This window comes from Christiangramia fulva, from assembly GCF_003024155.1.
Taxonomy (GTDB): Bacteria; Bacteroidota; Bacteroidia; order Flavobacteriales; family Flavobacteriaceae; genus Christiangramia; species Christiangramia fulva.
In genome coordinates this window covers 795,670-812,393 of the sequence record NZ_CP028136.1, presented here as the reverse complement: position 1 = coordinate 812,393, position 16,724 = coordinate 795,670, and the positions used below count along the sequence as shown (strand labels likewise).

The following is a 16,724-nucleotide window of genomic DNA, read 5'->3' as shown; positions in this document are numbered from 1 at the left end:
ATTAAGTGGTTATTTTGGAGATTGGCGAAGGGCTTCAAAGCCGGCCACAACATCAAAAAGTTCTTCATCGATAGTGCTCTGCCGAAGTCGGTGAAAACTGTGATGAAGTTCATCCAGCAATTCCTCGATATTTTTCTCGGCGCGTTGCATGGAATTGAGTCGGCTGGCATTTTCACTGGCCAGCGATTCTGCACAAGCCCTGAATAAAGAAACGAACAAAAATTCCCTGATAAGCGCCATCATTACAGTTTCGCTATTTCCCACCACCTGTGGTAGCTTTTTCGTAGGCCATTCCACGGGTTCAAATTCCTGTTGCCACTTTTCATCCAGTGGCAGCAGCCGTTGCTTAACAGGTACGAATCCGGCTACCTTTTTTGGCTGATTGTGAAAAATGAAGAAGGTTTTGAGCTCTCCGCGCTCAATACTTTCCTGGGCCTTCAAAAGTATCTCGCCAACCATCGCGGTAATGGCTTCCACCCCATTAGGAACCGCAAAAAGGCGGGTACAGTTAAATCCTTCGTCCTTCATCAACAGCATAATTCGTTCCCCCACAGCCCAGACCTCTTTCACAGATGGCAGTTCCTTCTTGCTTTGAGTGACAAATTCAGTAAGAGAATCGTTGAAACGCCCCACCAGGCCCTGATCTGATCCGAAGACAATAATTCCTATAGAATTTATTTCGGAATTAGTTCCTTCAGATAGGTCTTTCCACTTCTCTGTCCTGAAGTAGGCTGCCAGGCCCAGCGTGATCGTTCTATAATAATCGCCAAGGGCGGCCACCGATCGTTCGAACTGCCCGATGTTGGAAGCCGCAACCGCTTTCATCGTTTTCACCACGGAATCGATATCACCGGCGCTTTCCAATTTTGCCCGCAGACTTTCAAGAGTTTCCATCTGTTTCCTTTTTAGAGGTTTTTTCCTGAAAACCTTTTAAGATTTCTTCGGAATGTTTTAGAAGCATTTCTTTGTCTTCATCTTTTAACGACTCATCAGAAACAAGTCTTTTCCGAAGGTTCTGCGGAAGATCGGGAAGGCTCTTCAGCAAAGCAGTTTCGGCTTCTTTCATCTTTTCGAGAGGAACAGCATCGAATTTTCCACGGGTGAGCGCCAGTAATTCCACAATTTGTTCCTCCACAGAAAATGGCTGAAGTTCTTTCTGTTTTAACCAGCTCCTGATGCGTTTTCCGTGTTCGATGGTTTGCCGGGTATGTTCATCAAGCCGGGTTCCGAACCGTGCGTAATTTTCCAATTCTTCAAATTGGGAATATGCGAGTTTCAGGTCTCCAATCACCGACCGGTAGGTTGATAATTGTGCTTTCCCGCCAACCCTGGAAACCGACTTACCCACATCTACTGCAGGAAGGATCCCCAATTCGAACAATTTCGGGGAAAGATAGATTTGTCCATCGGTGATCGAAATTAGATTGGTAGGAATATAGGCCGAAATATTCTGCGCTTCGGTTTCGATAATGGGCAATGCGGTAAGAGAACCTCCTCCCGATTCTTTATTAAGCCGTGTGGCCCGCTCCAGCAGCCGGGAATGGATATAGAAAATATCTCCCGGAAAGGCTTCCCGTCCCGGCGGCCGACGCAATAAAAGAGAAAGTTCACGGTAAGCACGGGCATGGTGGGTCAGGTCATCATAGACAATCAGTACATCCCTGCCTTTTTCCATAAAAGCCTCGGCAATGCTGGTTGCGGCGTATGGTGCAATGTATTTAAGTCCGGGAGATTCATTGCCCTCTGTGACAATTACTACGGTGTATTCCAGCGCTTCTTTTTCACGAAGCGCGGCGATAACCTTGGCTACCGACGAAGCCCTTTGCCCGATCGCACAATAAATACAAAGAACATTTTTGCCTTTCTGATTGATAATGCTATCAAGGGCGATGGCAGTTTTCCCGGTTTGCCGGTCACCCAGAATAAGCTCTCGCTGACCACGGCCTATGGGAATCAAAGCGTCAATAACTTTCAGACCAGTCTGTAATGGCACTGCAACCGGATCGCGATCCATAATTGCCGGAGCAGGACGTTCAATGGGGAAACGTTTTTCCCAGGCGACCGGACCTTTACCATCTACCGGTTCTCCCAGGGGATTCAGCACTCTACCCAGCAGATCTTCGCCCACGGGAACATCCATCACACGGCCGGTACGCCGCACTTCATCTCCAGCATTCAACAACGAATCTTCTCCTAAAAGTATGGCACCTATTTCAGTTTCATCAATATTATAGGCTATTCCAGATAGGCCGTTTGGAAATTTCAGCAATTCCTCAAAAGAAGCTCCCGGTAAACCTTCCACCTTTATGACTCCGGAAGTTATACTGGAAACAGTTCCGGTTTCACGCGGTGCGAAGGGAAAAGAATATTCTCCCCGCACACGTTCCATTTCATCGAAAGTCTGTTGGGCGATATTATTCAGGTCCTTCACTGCCATATTCAATTTGTTTAGGTTCAGCTTTTTCTTCCGGGGAGTCTGCCTCCACTTTTTCTGTTTTCTCGGCCGATTGTTCCTGAAGGACTTCTGAAATTTTTTCCTGCAGAGAATCAAGATAAGAGGCAATATTCCAGGAAAGTTTATATCCATCAGCAGAAAGTTCGATGCCTCCGGCCAGTTTTTCATCGGTTTCAAAGCGGAATTCGCCATTTTCATTTAGCAGCTGCCCTACCGCATTTTTGATCGCTTCCTGCTGCTCCGGCTTCAACTCAAATACGCTGCGGATGAGCAGGGGGCCTGAGATATTTTTGTAAGCCTGCAGAAATGCCTGTTTGCCGGCCTCGTCCATTCCCTGCAGCTGTTCAATGAAATGCTTAACCATTTGAGCTTCAAGTTCTGCGGAAGCAAGATCGGCTAAGACCTGGCGGCTGATATTAAGCACTTCGTGGCTGGTCCTTTCCGCAAGTTCCTTTTTCAGATTTTCTTCCATCTGCCGGAAATTCTTTTCCTGTTTTTCCTTCATTGCCGCAACAGCTTTCCGGGTTTCATTTATCATCTGCTCACTTTGCTCTTTGGTTTCATTCGCCGCTTTTTCCATCATTTGCTTTTTCTCCTGCTCGAAAGTGCTGTTTTTCTTCTGAAATTCATCCCGTTCCTTCTTGGCTTCCTCTTTCTTAGCACTCGCATCCTTCAGTTTGGAAACAATACTCTTTTCCCGCTCATCAGTTGCCTTCAGAATGGGTTTGTACAGGAAGCGTTTCAGCAACCATACCAGCACCAGGAAGTTTATGACCTGTGCTATGACCGTGAACCAGTTGATCTTCATTTCAGTCTATTTTGCAATGATGAAATTCCAGAAAGGATTGGCGAAGATCAGGATCATGGAGACCACGAAACAGTAGATCGCGGTCGATTCGATCATTGCCAGTCCCACGAACAGGGTTCTTGTAATTGTTGAGGAAGCGTCCGGCTGTTGTGCCAGCGAACTCAAGGCTGAAGCGATTGCTTTTCCTTCACTTAGCGCCGGTAACATGGTGCCGATTCCGGTGGTGAGCCCGGCGGTAATGATAGACGCGATTCCAATGATTGTGATATTATCCATTTTTAAGTTGCTTTTTATTTTGTTGAACTTTATGTTTTTTGTTTCGATTTTCTGGCCTGTACTGCCCCGGCAATGTAAACTGTTGCCAGAACACTGAAAATATAGGCCTGTACGATCCCTGTAAGTAGCCCAAGGACGTCCATGAGAACAGGAAATATAAACGGGGCTATGCTTAGCAGAATAGCGACGATCATACCGCCACTCATGATGTTTCCGAAGAGTCGGACTGCCAGGGCAAGAGTACGCGTAAATTCTCCAATTAGATTAAAGGGCAACATTAACCATGTTGGTTCAAGGTACGTCTTCAGGTATCCTCGAAGGCCTCCCTCTTCAATTCCGAAGAAGGGAACCGCTAGAAAGACTGAGATCGCCAGGGCAGTCGTAGTAGAAAGTGAGCCGGTAGGAGGTTCATAGCCGGGGAAAATAATGCACAAATTGGCAATACCGATAAAAAGGAACAGTGTACCAATAAATGGAATATATCTACGCGGCTTGTCCATTCCCACTTCTTTCACCTGACTGCTGATGCTTAGAACGATCATTTCAAGAATGGTTTGCCAGCGGGAGATCTTGATCCCTGTCTGCAATTTTCTTGTAATAAGCCATGCCCCGATCACCATTACCAGCATGAGCCCCCATGTGGTAACGATCGTCAGATTGATGTTTATAAACCCATTCGACCAGAAAATAGTATCGTCGGGACTTAGTTTCATATTTCAGTTTTTTGTTCTGCGTGCCTTGCATCGATCGTTTTGGTAATGTGAATTACTGTAAAACGCCCTGCCATAAACCCAATGAGAACAGCCAGAAATCGTCGCCAGTCTTCGCCGCCTGCAAAATAGAAGGTTAAAACGGTCAGGCTCATTCTTATAAAGAAACTTCCGAAGGTCCATAACAGCGGTTTTGTAGAAACCACGGCCTTTTTTACGCTGTACCATAAGCCTCCAAAGAAAAATACTCCGAGGGCAAATCCCACTAAAAAAACAATGATGAGAAAGCTGTTATTCATTTTCCTGATCTTTATTATTATGTATTTCGCGGTCTTCTTTTTCTACCCAGTACCAGGCGATGATCGACCCGATAAAAACTCCAATTACGAGCAGTGTGAGCGTCCATGAAAAGGTCTGCGGATATTTTTTGTCGAGCCATAATCCTGTTAAGACTCCCAACAATGCCGGCACCGCTACAGACCAGCCGACCATTCCCATCATACCCAGGCCAAACCAGACGCTTCTTTTATTTTCCCTGAGGCTCCTGATCTTTCTTTCCTCCTTTTCGCCGACCTTCCGGCTGAAATCCCTATCCTGCTCTTTATCAGATCTCATTTTTGTGCTTTTCAAATTTCTGTAGCCTCTGTATAAAGCTGCTTTCCAGTTTTGCCATGACGTAACGCACATTCTTTTCTTCTTCGTCCAGTTTCAGGAACTCCTTTTCCACAGTTTCCTGAAGTTTACCAAGATCTACGCCTCCAATAGCATGCCTGGCGGAAACCATAACTTCCAAACCCGATTTTACCAGTATTCCTATATCAACCGCGACATAGGTGGTTTTACCTCCTGCCGTTTCATAGCTGAAGATCCCCGGTTCCAGTTCTGCCACACAGTCCAGCCGTTGCGGTAAAAATCCGTAGTGGCCTTCGGAAGTTTCAGCTACAATACGTTTTACATCCCTGACCTCGGCAAAGATCCGTGAGGGCAAAAGGATCTTAAGATGCATTAACTGGGTGTCCATCTTTCTTTTCTTTTTCAGGCGTTTTTTCCTTGTTTTTCTCTTCTTTCTTTTCCCCTTTTTCTTCGGAAGCAGACTCTCCTTTTTGAACTTCGCCTGCCTTGGTTTTGGCCTCTTCAATATTTCCTATCATATAGAAGGCGCTTTCAGGAAGATCCTTGAATTCGTCATTTAATATCCGTTCACAGCCATCGAGAGCGTTGTCCAGACTCACCGCCTTTCCTTCAATTCCGCTGAATTGTTCCGTAGCGAAAAACGGCTGCGTAAAGAAACGTTCCAGTTTTCGGGCGCGGTTCACCACATTTCTGTCATGAGCGGAAAGCTGTTCCAGTCCAAGCATGGCAATGATATCTTTAAGTTCTTTATACTGTGCCAGCGTCTGCCTTATTTCCTGTGCCAGCTGGTAATGTCTTTCCCCGATTATCCCCGGAGTTGCCATTTTTGAATCAGATTGCAGCAGATCGATCGCCGGGTATAATCCTTCTCCCGCTTTTTTTCGGGAAAGCACGATCGAAGCCGATAAATGTGAAAACGTGTGGACCGCGGCCGGATCGGTAAGATCATCGGCGGGCACATAAACCGCCTGGATGGAAGTAATAGCTCCGGTTTCAGTATTGGCAATGCGTTCTTCAAGTTTTGATAGTTCGGTGCCCATTGTGGGCTGGTAACCTAGCCGGGAGGGCATTTGGCCCATTAAGCCGGAAACTTCCATTCCTGCCTGGATGAACCTGAAGATATTATCGATAAGCAGTAACACATCACGGTTCTCATCATCCCTGAAATATTCGGCCATGGTCAGCGCGGCATGGCCCACACGGAACCTCGCTCCGGGCGGCTCGTTCATCTGCCCGAAAAGCATCACCATATTTTTGAGCAAACCGGCTTCCTTCATTCCGTAGTAAAGTTCATGGCCTTCACGGCAACGTTCGCCAATGCCGCAAAACATACTTATGCCTTTGCTGTTTTCCACCATATTATGGATGAGTTCGGTTAGTAAAACCGTCTTTCCCACCCCGGCACCACCAAAAAGTCCGGCCTTTCCACCGCGTTCCAAAGGGATCAGTACATCTATAGCCTTGATCCCGGTAACGAAAATTTCAGATTTTGTAGAACGCTTCTGAAGTGGAGGGGGAGTATTATGAATTTTGCGTTGTTCGGCATTTTTTATGGGCTCGCCGTGGTCGATGGTATTTCCGAAGACGTCAAACATACGTCCCACAATTTCTTTTCCCACCGGCACGCGCAATTCATTTCCGCGGCTTTCCACCTTCATTCCGCGGGCAAGACCCTGAGTTGGATTCAAAGCGATACCACGAACACGATGCACATCCAGCTGGGTGAGTATTTCGATGGAAATCTCATTTTCTTTTCCCGCATGCAGCAGATTGGAGATGGGAGGTATGTTATGATCGAAAAAAATATCGACGATCCCTCCCCTTACGGAAATAATCCTTCCATAGTTAATATTTTGAACATCGCCCTTCATCGCATCTGGCACTTCAATAAAAGTTCTTTGTTAATTCCGAAGAAAGACAGAATGACCGTTCCGGCAGAAACATTTAAGCAGTAAAGAAAATCCAACACGGAAAGACCGCAGCCAGATCTGTTTATTTATCATCGATCTATTGAAAAAATTTAGATGATAACACAGGAACAAAAACACTGATGAAGTTACGAGGAAGCAGAGAGAAAAACGCTGATATTTATCAGTCTTAAGCAAGAAAAATAGAGGGTTTCATTAAACCCGAATTAAACTATTTAGGAGGTTCTATATGTTAATAATAGTTCAAAAATTGGTATTTGGCAGTAAAAAATTCTTTCATTCGTTCGATTTTAGATAATATTGATATTAAATCAGGTAACACCAGCGAAATGAAGTTTTCTTTAATCGGAATTTTATGCGGAATACTCCTTATTACCAGTATTTCTTGCAGCTCTGATGAAAATCCTAATGGGGATATAAAACTTGCCAGCAAAGCCTATCTTTTTGCAACAACCGTAAATGGCATCGTAAAGCGTTATGACATCAATGACGGCAGTAATAAACCCAGTATTAATATTTCATCTACTTCAGCGAGCAAAATAATTGCTGAGGGAATAGCTTCATTTGCTGTACTTTCCCTTGAGCCCGGGCGTATAGAATCTTATGAAAATCTTTCTATTCCGGATAAAACGGGTTCTATTGATGCCAATACTGATTTCACAAGCACCGTCACTTTTCAACATCCTACCGACCTTGAAAAAAGCGAAGGATTTTATGTGGTTTCTGATACCACTGATTTTGACGGAGATCTGCAAACTGAGGAAGGGAGAATCCTTATTTTCAAAAAGTCTGAAACAGGTTTTGAAATACGGAATATGGTGCTGACTGATTTTAAAGTAGTGGGAATGGAATTCGTGGGAGAAGATCTTTATGTGATCAAATCTCATTCAAATAAGGTGGCCGTTTTTCGAAATTTCCTGGATTCCTACCAGGTTTTTTCCAGGGCGGTGGCAGAAAAAACGGTGCGCATAGAAGGAGCCTTGCAATTGAGCAGCCTTGATTTTGAGAATGGAACCATGTTTCTTGCCGATATGGGAGACCCCGGTATTAATGGAGATGGTGCGATTCACAGCATTACCGGTTTTGAATCGAAATTCGTCAATACTCCGGGGAGCAATATTATTCCTGCTGTGGGCCAGTTGGTGATTTCAGGGAATAATACCCAGTTAGGAAATCCCGTAGATATAAAATATGATGCTTCCTATAATGCCGTTTTTGTTGCGGAAGCCGCTAGTGCAGGCGGAAGGATCATTGCCTTTAATCGAGCAGATTCTGTTGAAGGGAATATTTCTCCCGATCTTAGTTATAAGCTTTCCGGAGTCACTTCTGTAGATTTTTACACTGAATAAAAATTTTTAAAAAGCTTTAAAATCCCTTTATTTTCAATGGGTTGCAAGCATTTTGAACCTTGATTTCTTTTTGGCCTGCCCATGAGATTAAAAATTTGACATACTTTTGCAACGACAAACTCAAAAATTTATGGCAAAAAATTTAGTGATAGTAGAGTCCCCGGCGAAGGCAAAAACCATCGAAAAATTCCTGGGCAGCGACTACAAAGTGGCTTCCAGCTTCGGGCATATTGCCGATTTGCCTACCAAGGAGATCGGTGTGGATACCGAAGGGGATTTTACGCCTAAATATATCGTTTCGAAAGATAAAAAGGATGTGGTAAAGAAGCTGAAAAGTCTTGCCAAAGCAGCAGAAACTGTATGGCTGGCGAGTGATGAAGACCGTGAGGGGGAGGCTATTGCATGGCATCTTTCTGAAGAATTGAAGCTGAAAAATGATAAAACCAAACGAATCGTTTTTCATGAAATTACCAAACCCGCGATCTTAAAGGCTATTGAAAATCCACGAAGTATAGATTATAATCTTGTAAATGCTCAGCAGGCCCGTCGGGTACTTGACAGGCTGGTTGGTTATGAACTATCTCCTGTTCTATGGCGTAAAGTCAAGGGAGGTCTTTCAGCAGGAAGGGTTCAGTCTGTTGCTGTGAGGCTTATTGTGGAAAGAGAGCGTGAAATTCAGGATTTTGAAGCTCAGGCTTCTTACAGGATCGACGCAGAATTCGCTACCGAAGACGGCAAATCTTTTAAAGCCCGTATTCCCAAAAATTTTGATACGAAAGAGGAGGCGGAACAATTCCTGAAAGATAATATTGGTGCGAACTTTAAGGTGGCTGAACTCACTACCAAACCGGCGAAAAAGAATCCGGCGCCACCATTTACCACTTCCACCCTTCAGCAGGAAGCGGCCCGAAAACTCTATTTTTCGGTGGGTAAAACCATGACGCTGGCTCAGCGATTGTACGAAGCGGGGCATATTACCTATATGAGAACCGACAGCGTGAATTTATCTGATGAAGCACGCGAGGGAGCTAAAAAGGAAATTTCAAAGGCATACGGCGATAAATATTCAAAGCCGCGTCAGTTTAAAGGTAAAGCAAAGGGCGCGCAGGAAGCTCACGAGGCGATACGACCTACCAGTTTTCAAAAACACAGTATCTCTGCGGAAAGGGATCAGCAAAGGTTATATGAACTAATTTGGAAAAGGGCCATTGCTTCCCAGATGAGCGATGCTCAGTTGGAGCGAACTAATGTTAAAATAGATGCCGATAAACATGATAATCAGTTCACTGCTAACGGAGAGGTACTGAAATTCGATGGTTTCCTGAAGGTTTATCTGGAAGGAAGCGATGAGGAAGACGAAGAGCAAAGCGGAATGCTTCCGGCATTAAAAGAAAATCAGGCACTGCTAAACAATTATATTACGGCAACTGAAAGGTTTACGAGGCCGCCTTACCGTTATACCGAGGCTTCCCTTGTTAAAAAACTGGAAGAATTAGGCATCGGCAGGCCATCAACTTATGCGCCGACCATTTCTACGATCCAGACAAGAAATTATATCGAAAAAGGATCTATTGAAGGTAGCGAGCGCAATTATGTTCAGTTTAAACTGAAAAATAATAAGCTTTCTGAGAAAACCTTAACCGAAACCGTGGGAAGCGACAAGGGAAAATTGGTTCCTACAGCTACCGGAATGGTGGTCAATGATTTTCTCGTGAACCACTTTTCAAATATCCTGGATTATAATTTCACTGCCCGGGTCGAGGAAAGTTTTGATAATATCGCTGAAGGGAATCAGGAATGGAAGGTGATGATGAAAGATTTTTATAAAGATTTTCATCCGCATGTTCAGGATGTTGCCAGGAATGCCGATCGGGAAGTAGGCGAGCGGATACTTGGGGAAGACCCTGAAACAGGTAAACCGGTGAGCGTGCGTTTGGGGAAATTTGGTCCCATGGTGCAAATTGGAAGCGTCGAAGATGAGGATAAACCTAAATTTGCCAGTCTGAGCCCGGACCAGAATTTGGAAACCATTACTTATGAAGACGCCATGGCACTTTTTGAACTTCCTAAAAAGCTGGGGGAATATAAAGGCGAAGCAGTTGAGGTGAACAACGGCCGTTATGGCCCTTATGTAAGGTTTGGAAAAAAATTCGTTTCGCTCGAAAAAGGAGAAGATCCTTTAAATGTTGATTTTGACCGTGCAATGGAGCTTATTAAAGAGAAAGAAAAAGCCGATGCCCCGATCGCGGAATACAAAAATAAACCCGTACAGAAAGGTGTGGGAAGATTCGGGCCATTTTTGAAATGGAACAATATGTTCATCAATGTGAACAAAAAATATGATTTTGATAACCTTTCTAATGCCGACATTGAAGAATTGATCGAAGACAAGCTGAAAAAGGAACGGGAAAAGATCATACATAACTGGGAAGAAGAAGGTATTCGAGTGGAAAAAGCACGTTGGGGACGTTTCAATGTCATCAAGGGAAAAACGAAAGTCGAACTTCCAAAAACTACAAAAGCTGGGGAATTGACGCTGGATGAGGTGAAAGATATTCTTGAAAAAAGCGGAAAAGGCGGGAAAAAGACAGGTCGGAAAAAAAGTGCTAAAAAGAAAACCACGAAAAAGAAATAGGCTATGGAGATCGATTTTCTAAGTCCGATAAGCCAGGACTTAATAGATGAGGTTAAGCAATTAAATCCTCAATCCATAGGGGCTCAATTAAGATTACATACCGAAAGGTCGGGTTTACCCGAGCTGGAAGGAGTTCAAATTGCCATTTTTGGGGTCACCGAAAACCGCCGCTCGCTTAGAAAAAATGAAACTCCTGCTTTCGATGAACTGCGAAGGGCTTTTTATAAATTATTTCCGGGAAATTGGAAATTAGATATGGCTGATCTGGGAGACGTGGAAGCCGGCGCTACCGTTGAGGATACTTATTTCGCTGTTCAGACTATCGTTGAAAGCCTTATAAAAAAAGATATTTTGCCCATTGTTTTAGGTGGAAGTCAGGATCTTGTTTATGCACAATATCGCGCTTATGATAAACTGGATCAGATGGTTAACCTGGTGAATATCGATTCTAAATTTGATCTTGGCGATGCCGATAAGCCGATTAACAGTCAAAGTTATGTAGGAAAAATCGTAGTAGATAAACCTTATAATTTATTTAATTATTCGGCCATAGGATATCAAACTTATTTTAATTCTCAGGAAGAAATCGAGTTGATGGAAAGGCTGTTTTTTGAAGCCTATAGACTTGGAGAGGTAACATCAGATTTATCTTTGATGGAACCCATTTTCAGAAATGCCAATCTGGTGGGGCTGGATTTGGGATCGATAGATTCGGCTTCTTTTCAGAATGCTTATTTCCAGACCCCTAATGGTTTTAATGGAAGGGAGATTTGTGCATTAGCCAGATACGCCGGAATTAGTGATAAAGTTTCTTCTTTTGGAATCTACGAATACCAGTTGGGGCTTGGAACTCTGGCGAATACCCTGGTAGCAGAGATCATGTGGTATTTTATCGAAGGAATGAATTATCGCACAAATGAAAATACTATTTCTGCAAAAAAAGAGTTTATTAAGTATCAGGTGCCGATTGATGATGAGATTCTGGTCTTTTTTAAAAGTCCTGTGAGTGGTCGCTGGTGGATAGAAATTCCTTTTTTAGATCACGTAAATACTAAATTAAAAAGGCATACGTTATTACCATGCAGCGAGGACGATTATCTTGAAGCCTGTAATCAGGTAATCCCTGAAAGATGGTATAAAGCCAAACGAAAAAACGAAGTTTAAAAAATATTCAGGCAATTTTTTGGTTTAGGGTATTTTTATCTTAAATATTGTTTTTTAAAAAATATTTAGATAGGTTTACTGCCTTAAATCAAAATGTCTTAACCTAAGAGAACTATGAAGAAGTATATTTCGCTCATTGCTGTTCTGGCCTTGCTTTCGAGTTGTGGTCGAGGCGATCGTGGACAGCTAGTAGGTGCGGAGGGGAAGAAGTGGAATCCGGAGAAGCCTTATGGTATGACATTGATTCCGGGCGGTTCTTTCATCATGGGTAAATCTGATGATGATATAGCCGGCCAAAATAATGCGCCGCCAAAAACAGTTTCGGTACGTTCATTTTATATGGATGAAACCGAAATCACCAATGCGAAATATCGCCAGTTTGTGAATTATGTGAGAGACTCTATTGTACGGGTTAATCTTGCAATTATGGCGGAAATGCAGGGTGCTACCCCCGGGGATGATGGAATAGGTGAATATGCTTTTGCTGATGCAGATCCCGAAAATCTTACCCCTTATCAGGAATATATGCTGAATAGCTACGGTCAGGGAGGTCCTACCGATGATTATGAAAACAGAAAATTAAATACCGATATAGATATAATTTGGGATACTTCTGAATACCCAGATGTTTATTATGCCGAAGTGATGGATTCGATGTATATTCCTCTTGATCAGGTGTACAACGGCCAACGCACTATAGATGTTAAAAAACTGAAATTCAAGTATTCTTATATGGATATTCAGGCTGCTGCTAAAAAGAAAGGTGATAGAAGTGATTTTATTCGTACTGAAGTAGTACCAGTTTATCCAGATACCACCGTTTGGATCAAAGACTTTAATTATTCCTACAATGAGCCTATGCACAACGATTATTTCTGGCACAGCGCTTACGATGATTATCCGGTAGTAGGGGTTTCATGGAAGCAGGCAAGGGCTTTTACCCAATGGCGAACAAAATATCATAATGATTATCGCAGGAAAAAGGGAGAAGCTCAGGTTCCTACTTATCGTCTCCCTACCGAAGGTGAATGGGAATATGCTGCCCGTGGCGGCCTTGAAGGAGCTTCATACCCATGGGGTGGGCCTTATACCAAGAATGACCGGGGTTGTTTTATGGCCAATTTTAAACCTCTGCGGGGAGATTATGCAGCCGATCAGGCGCTTTATACCGTAGAAGCCAAATCTTACGATCCCAATGATTACGGGCTTTACAATATGGCGGGGAATGTTTCGGAATGGGTGGATTCTTCATACGACCCAAGCTCTTATGAGTTTATGTCAACAATGAACCCAACGGTAAATAATCCTGATGACGCACGTAAAGTGGTACGAGGTGGATCCTGGAAAGATGTCGCATATTTCCTTCAGGTAAGCTCAAGGGATTATGAATATGCCGATTCGGCCAGAAGCTATATCGGTTTCAGAACCGTGCAGGATTATCTGGGTACAGACGTTACGCTGAATCAGTCTAACCGGTAATTAAAAAGAATTAAAATCAGAACTTAAACCTATATTAAATCATTTAAGAAAATCTAAATCAAAAGTTATGGCAAAATCAAGAGCATCAAAAAAGGTGACCAACATGGTGTATGGTCTTGGAGCGTCTGTGGTTATTCTGGGCGCCCTGTTTAAAATCATGCACTGGCCGGGTGGTAACGCAATGTTGATTATTGGTCTGTGTGTTGAGGCATTAGTTTTCGCATATTCGGCCTTTGAACCAGTAGACGATGAACTGGACTGGTCATTGGTATATCCCGAACTTGCCGGAGGTGAACCTACATCAAGAAAAAAGAATGCACTCGCAGAGGCTCAGGAGGCAGAAGGCTTGCTTTCTAAAAAACTTGACGAGATGTTAAAAGAGGCACGAATAGACGCTGGTCTAATGAGCTCTCTTGGAGAAAGTATCAGAAATTTTGAAGGAGCAGCTAAAGGAATAGCCCCAACCGTAGATTCTATGGCTTCTCAGAAAAAATACAGCGAAGAACTTAGTGTGGCTGCAGCGCAGATGGAAACCCTGAACAATATTTACAAAGCTCAGGTAGAATCGGCTTCACGTCAGGCTGAAATCAATAATGAGGTTGCCGAAAATGCAGGCAAACTTAAAGCGCAGATGGATTCACTTGCTGAAAATATGGCTAATCTTAATAATGTTTACGGCGGAATGCTTACTGCAATGAACGGAAGGCCTGCAAATGCAAGAGTCTAATTATTAACTAAATTAAAAGCATTAATTAGACATGGCATCTGGAAAACAATCGCCACGGCAGAAGATGATCAACCTGATGTATCTGGTTTTCATCGCTATGATGGCACTAAATATGTCCAAGGAGGTACTCACGGCCTTCGGGATCATGAACGAAAAGCTCGACAAGACGGCTTCGACCTATACCGAAAGAAATTCGGCATTGATGGCTGGACTTGCAACCAAAGCAGAAGAACAACCTGGAAAGTATACTTCTATTAAGAAAGATGCCGACAGGATCCATGAATTATCCACCGACCTCGCGCAGTATATCGAAGGGATCAAAAAGGAGCTTATTACTTCTGTAGAAGATCCTACAGATTATGAGGAAATGGATAAATCAAATGTGATGGACGAAATGTTCTTCGCCAGCGGAAGGATCTCTCCCAAAGGAGAAGAATTTCTGAACAAAATCCAACAATACAGAGAGGGTGTATCTGAAATTTTAAACAGCAGGTATAACACTATTGCGCAAAAAGTGAATGTGCAACAGGAATTTGCGACCGAACCTCAAAACGTTGAGGGCGCTAAAATACCATGGTTACAATATAAATTCGAAGGCTTTCCTTTAATTGCTTCTATCACTCAACTTACTCAAATTCAGGCCGATGTAAAAAGTACCGAAAGTGAAATACTTTCTTCCATGTTCTCCGGCCAGTTGCAAAGTGATGTATCCCTTACCAATTACCAGGCTATTGTAGTGCCTGATAAAACCGCTTTTTTCTCTGGAGAAAACTTTAAAGGAAAAGTTGTTCTTGGAAGGGTTGACAAAACGCTTCAGTTCGAGAATGTTATCATAAACGGAAAAAAAGTGGAGAGCACTGAAGCTGGCCAGGTAATGCTGAATTTTCCTGCCGGAAATGTAGGTGAGCAAAAAATTACCGGAGAACTTCAGTTTCAGGAAGGTGACTCTATCGTCAAAATTCCTGTGAGCAGTTCTTACGCTGTAATTCCCAAACCTAATTCTGCGGTAATTTCCGCTGATAAAATGAATGTGGTATATCGCGGGGTGCAGAACCCTATGACTATCTCCATTCCGGGAGTGGGAAATGTTTCAGCTAATGCGCCGGGGCTCAGGCCTGCATCTGGAGCTGGAAGTTATGTAATGGACGTTACCACGCTTCAGGCAAGAGAAGTTACCATTAATGTTAGTGGAAAACTTCCCGGCGGTGAAACGGTTTCCGACAGTAAAACTTTCCGTGTAAAAGATATTCCGAGACCCGTGGGAACCATTCGTGGTGAGGACGGTTCGGTTTCTATGCAACGTAATAGCCTTGAAATAGCCAACGTAGGAGCTACATTACCAGACTTTGACTTTGATCTTAAATTGAATGTAACCGGATTTAAATTTAAAGTTCCCGGTCAACCCACGATTATTGTGAATGGTAGCCGACTGGATGACAGAGCCAAATCTGCTTTAAGACGTGCTGGTCGTGGAGAATCTGTACAGATTTACGATATTGAAGCTCAGCTTGCAGGAAATTCAAGTTATAAACTTAAAAAAGTGGCTCCTGTAGTTATTGAACTTACAAATTAAAATTTAGAACAATGAGCTGGAAAGGATTTTTAGTAAATGGTTTTATGATGATGACGATAGCCGCCTCTTTCGGTCAGGCTAATATCCTTAATGCCGATTCGCCTGAGGAAATTGGTAAGAAATCTGAAGCTCAGGCGCGGGTGGACCGCGAAGATAAACCTCTTGAATATGGTTATGTGGGAGATCGTGATATACTCTGGTCTAAAGGAACCTGGGAGATCATTGATCTTGATGAAAGAGTTAATTTTCCTTTATACTACCCCATAGATACCAACAATATTGGCCAGAACAGGAGATCGCTTTATGATGTACTTATTGGCGCTATTAAGCAGGGAAAGATCAAAAATATCTATGCCGATTCTTATTTCAACGAAAAAAGAACCTTAAAGGATATTCGGGCAACCCTGTCTAAAATTGATACTACCGATCTTGGTATTGAACAATACAATGCGGGTGAAGAGGTTGACCAGCAATATATAGATCGTCGTGACCTTGGAGCAGCAGATATCCAGGAGTATCATATCAGAGGGCTTTGGTATTTTGACAAAAGACAGGCTGAACTCAAATATCGTTTACTCGGAATTGCTCCCGTGGCACCTGATGTTAACTTTATTGATACAGGACAAACAGACCTTGTGGAACTTTTCTGGGTCTGGTATCCCGATGCAAGAAAAGTGCTAAACGAAGCACTTGTGTTTACTGGTGGGAATACCGCCCAAACCATTTCTTTTGATCATTTGTTGAATGCACGAAGATTTAATGGGGTGATCTACAAGGAAGATAATGTTTACGGAGATCGCGCCATTGATGAATATATCACAGATAACGCATTTATGCAATTGCTGGAATCACAGCGCATAAAAGAACAAATAAGAAATTTCGAACAGGATGTTTGGAGTTATTAAAGCTGAAAATCATTATTTGCAAGAAGGCTGTCTGAAAAGGCGGCCTTTTTTATTTTCTTGAATTTTAACCAACGGCTTAATA

16 protein-coding genes are annotated in these 16,724 nt (G+C 43.2%); 7 read left to right on the top strand and 9 right to left on the bottom strand.

The genetic code is table 11. The annotated features are described in order from the left end of the window. Positions 1-9: 9 nt before the first annotated feature. The 9 genes from C7S20_RS03735 to atpD are packed head-to-tail and all read right to left on the bottom strand — an operon-like array spanning position 10 to position 6,753. A complete protein-coding gene (locus C7S20_RS03735) occupies positions 10-894 on the bottom strand; it encodes a F0F1 ATP synthase subunit gamma (RefSeq protein ID WP_107011219.1) in 885 nt (294 codons plus the stop codon). Next, complete coding sequence (locus tag C7S20_RS03730; RefSeq protein ID WP_107011218.1) at positions 881-2,437, bottom strand: alternate F1F0 ATPase, F1 subunit alpha; 1,557 nt, start codon at positions 2,435-2,437, stop codon at positions 881-883. Before C7S20_RS03730 ends, C7S20_RS03735 begins: the two co-directional genes overlap by 14 nt. Next, positions 2,415-3,263, bottom strand: a complete 849-nt coding sequence (locus C7S20_RS03725) for a F0F1 ATP synthase subunit B family protein (protein WP_107011217.1) — start codon at positions 3,261-3,263, stop codon at positions 2,415-2,417. Before C7S20_RS03725 ends, C7S20_RS03730 begins: the two co-directional genes overlap by 23 nt. 6 nt (positions 3,264-3,269) lie before the next feature. Next, positions 3,270-3,539, bottom strand: a complete 270-nt coding sequence (locus tag C7S20_RS03720; protein ID WP_107011216.1) for a F0F1 ATP synthase subunit C — start codon at positions 3,537-3,539, stop codon at positions 3,270-3,272. Positions 3,540-3,568: 29 nt separating this feature from the next. Continuing rightward, entirely contained in the window at positions 3,569-4,252 is a 684-nt protein-coding gene (locus tag C7S20_RS03715) for a F0F1 ATP synthase subunit A (RefSeq protein ID WP_107011215.1), read from the bottom strand. Then, positions 4,249-4,548 (bottom strand): ATP synthase subunit I, encoded by a 300-nt coding sequence (locus C7S20_RS03710; protein ID WP_107011214.1) that lies wholly within the window; start codon positions 4,546-4,548, stop codon positions 4,249-4,251. Before C7S20_RS03710 ends, C7S20_RS03715 begins: the two co-directional genes overlap by 4 nt. After that, positions 4,541-4,864 carry an AtpZ/AtpI family protein gene (locus C7S20_RS03705; protein ID WP_107011213.1) on the bottom strand — a complete coding sequence of 108 codons (324 nt, stop codon included), beginning with the start codon at positions 4,862-4,864 and terminating at the stop codon, positions 4,541-4,543. Before C7S20_RS03705 ends, C7S20_RS03710 begins: the two co-directional genes overlap by 8 nt. After that, a complete protein-coding gene (locus tag C7S20_RS03700; RefSeq protein ID WP_162496973.1) occupies positions 4,854-5,270 on the bottom strand; it encodes a F0F1 ATP synthase subunit epsilon in 417 nt (138 codons plus the stop codon). The genes C7S20_RS03705 and C7S20_RS03700 overlap by 11 nt, the downstream gene beginning before the upstream one ends. Then, complete coding sequence (atpD, locus tag C7S20_RS03695; RefSeq protein WP_107011211.1) at positions 5,245-6,753, bottom strand: F0F1 ATP synthase subunit beta; 1,509 nt, start codon at positions 6,751-6,753, stop codon at positions 5,245-5,247. Before atpD ends, C7S20_RS03700 begins: the two co-directional genes overlap by 26 nt. Before the next feature lie 386 nt (positions 6,754-7,139). Here atpD and C7S20_RS03690 point away from each other — a divergent pair, with 386 nt between their 5' ends. The 7 genes from C7S20_RS03690 to porN all read left to right on the top strand — a co-directional run bounded on the left by C7S20_RS03690 (position 7,140) and on the right by porN (position 16,642). Next, entirely contained in the window at positions 7,140-8,159 is a 1,020-nt protein-coding gene (locus C7S20_RS03690) for a hypothetical protein (RefSeq protein ID WP_159039863.1), read from the top strand. 130 nt (positions 8,160-8,289) lie between these two features. Further along, the gene (gene topA / locus C7S20_RS03685; protein WP_107011209.1) at positions 8,290-10,794 is read left to right on the top strand and encodes a type I DNA topoisomerase; all 2,505 of its coding nucleotides are present in this window, start codon (positions 8,290-8,292) and stop codon (positions 10,792-10,794) included. A gap of 3 nt (positions 10,795-10,797) precedes the next feature. Next, positions 10,798-11,958 (top strand): formimidoylglutamase, encoded by a 1,161-nt coding sequence (locus C7S20_RS03680; protein ID WP_107011208.1) that lies wholly within the window; start codon positions 10,798-10,800, stop codon positions 11,956-11,958. A gap of 114 nt (positions 11,959-12,072) precedes the next feature. Further along, positions 12,073-13,437 carry a T9SS ring complex lipoprotein PorK/GldK gene (gene porK / locus C7S20_RS03675; protein ID WP_107011207.1) on the top strand — a complete coding sequence of 455 codons (1,365 nt, stop codon included), beginning with the start codon at positions 12,073-12,075 and terminating at the stop codon, positions 13,435-13,437. Between the two features lie 67 nt (positions 13,438-13,504). Continuing rightward, positions 13,505-14,164, top strand: coding sequence for a type IX secretion system motor protein PorL/GldL (gene porL, locus C7S20_RS03670; RefSeq protein WP_107011206.1), 660 nt, complete (start codon positions 13,505-13,507; stop codon positions 14,162-14,164). A gap of 31 nt (positions 14,165-14,195) precedes the next feature. Further along, on the top strand, positions 14,196-15,737 hold the full coding sequence (porM, locus tag C7S20_RS03665) for a type IX secretion system motor protein PorM/GldM (RefSeq protein ID WP_107011205.1): 1,542 nt from the start codon (positions 14,196-14,198) through the stop codon (positions 15,735-15,737). A gap of 11 nt (positions 15,738-15,748) precedes the next feature. Then, positions 15,749-16,642, top strand: a complete 894-nt coding sequence (porN, locus tag C7S20_RS03660) for a type IX secretion system ring subunit PorN/GldN (RefSeq protein WP_107011204.1) — start codon at positions 15,749-15,751, stop codon at positions 16,640-16,642. Positions 16,643-16,724: the final 82 nt, after the last annotated feature.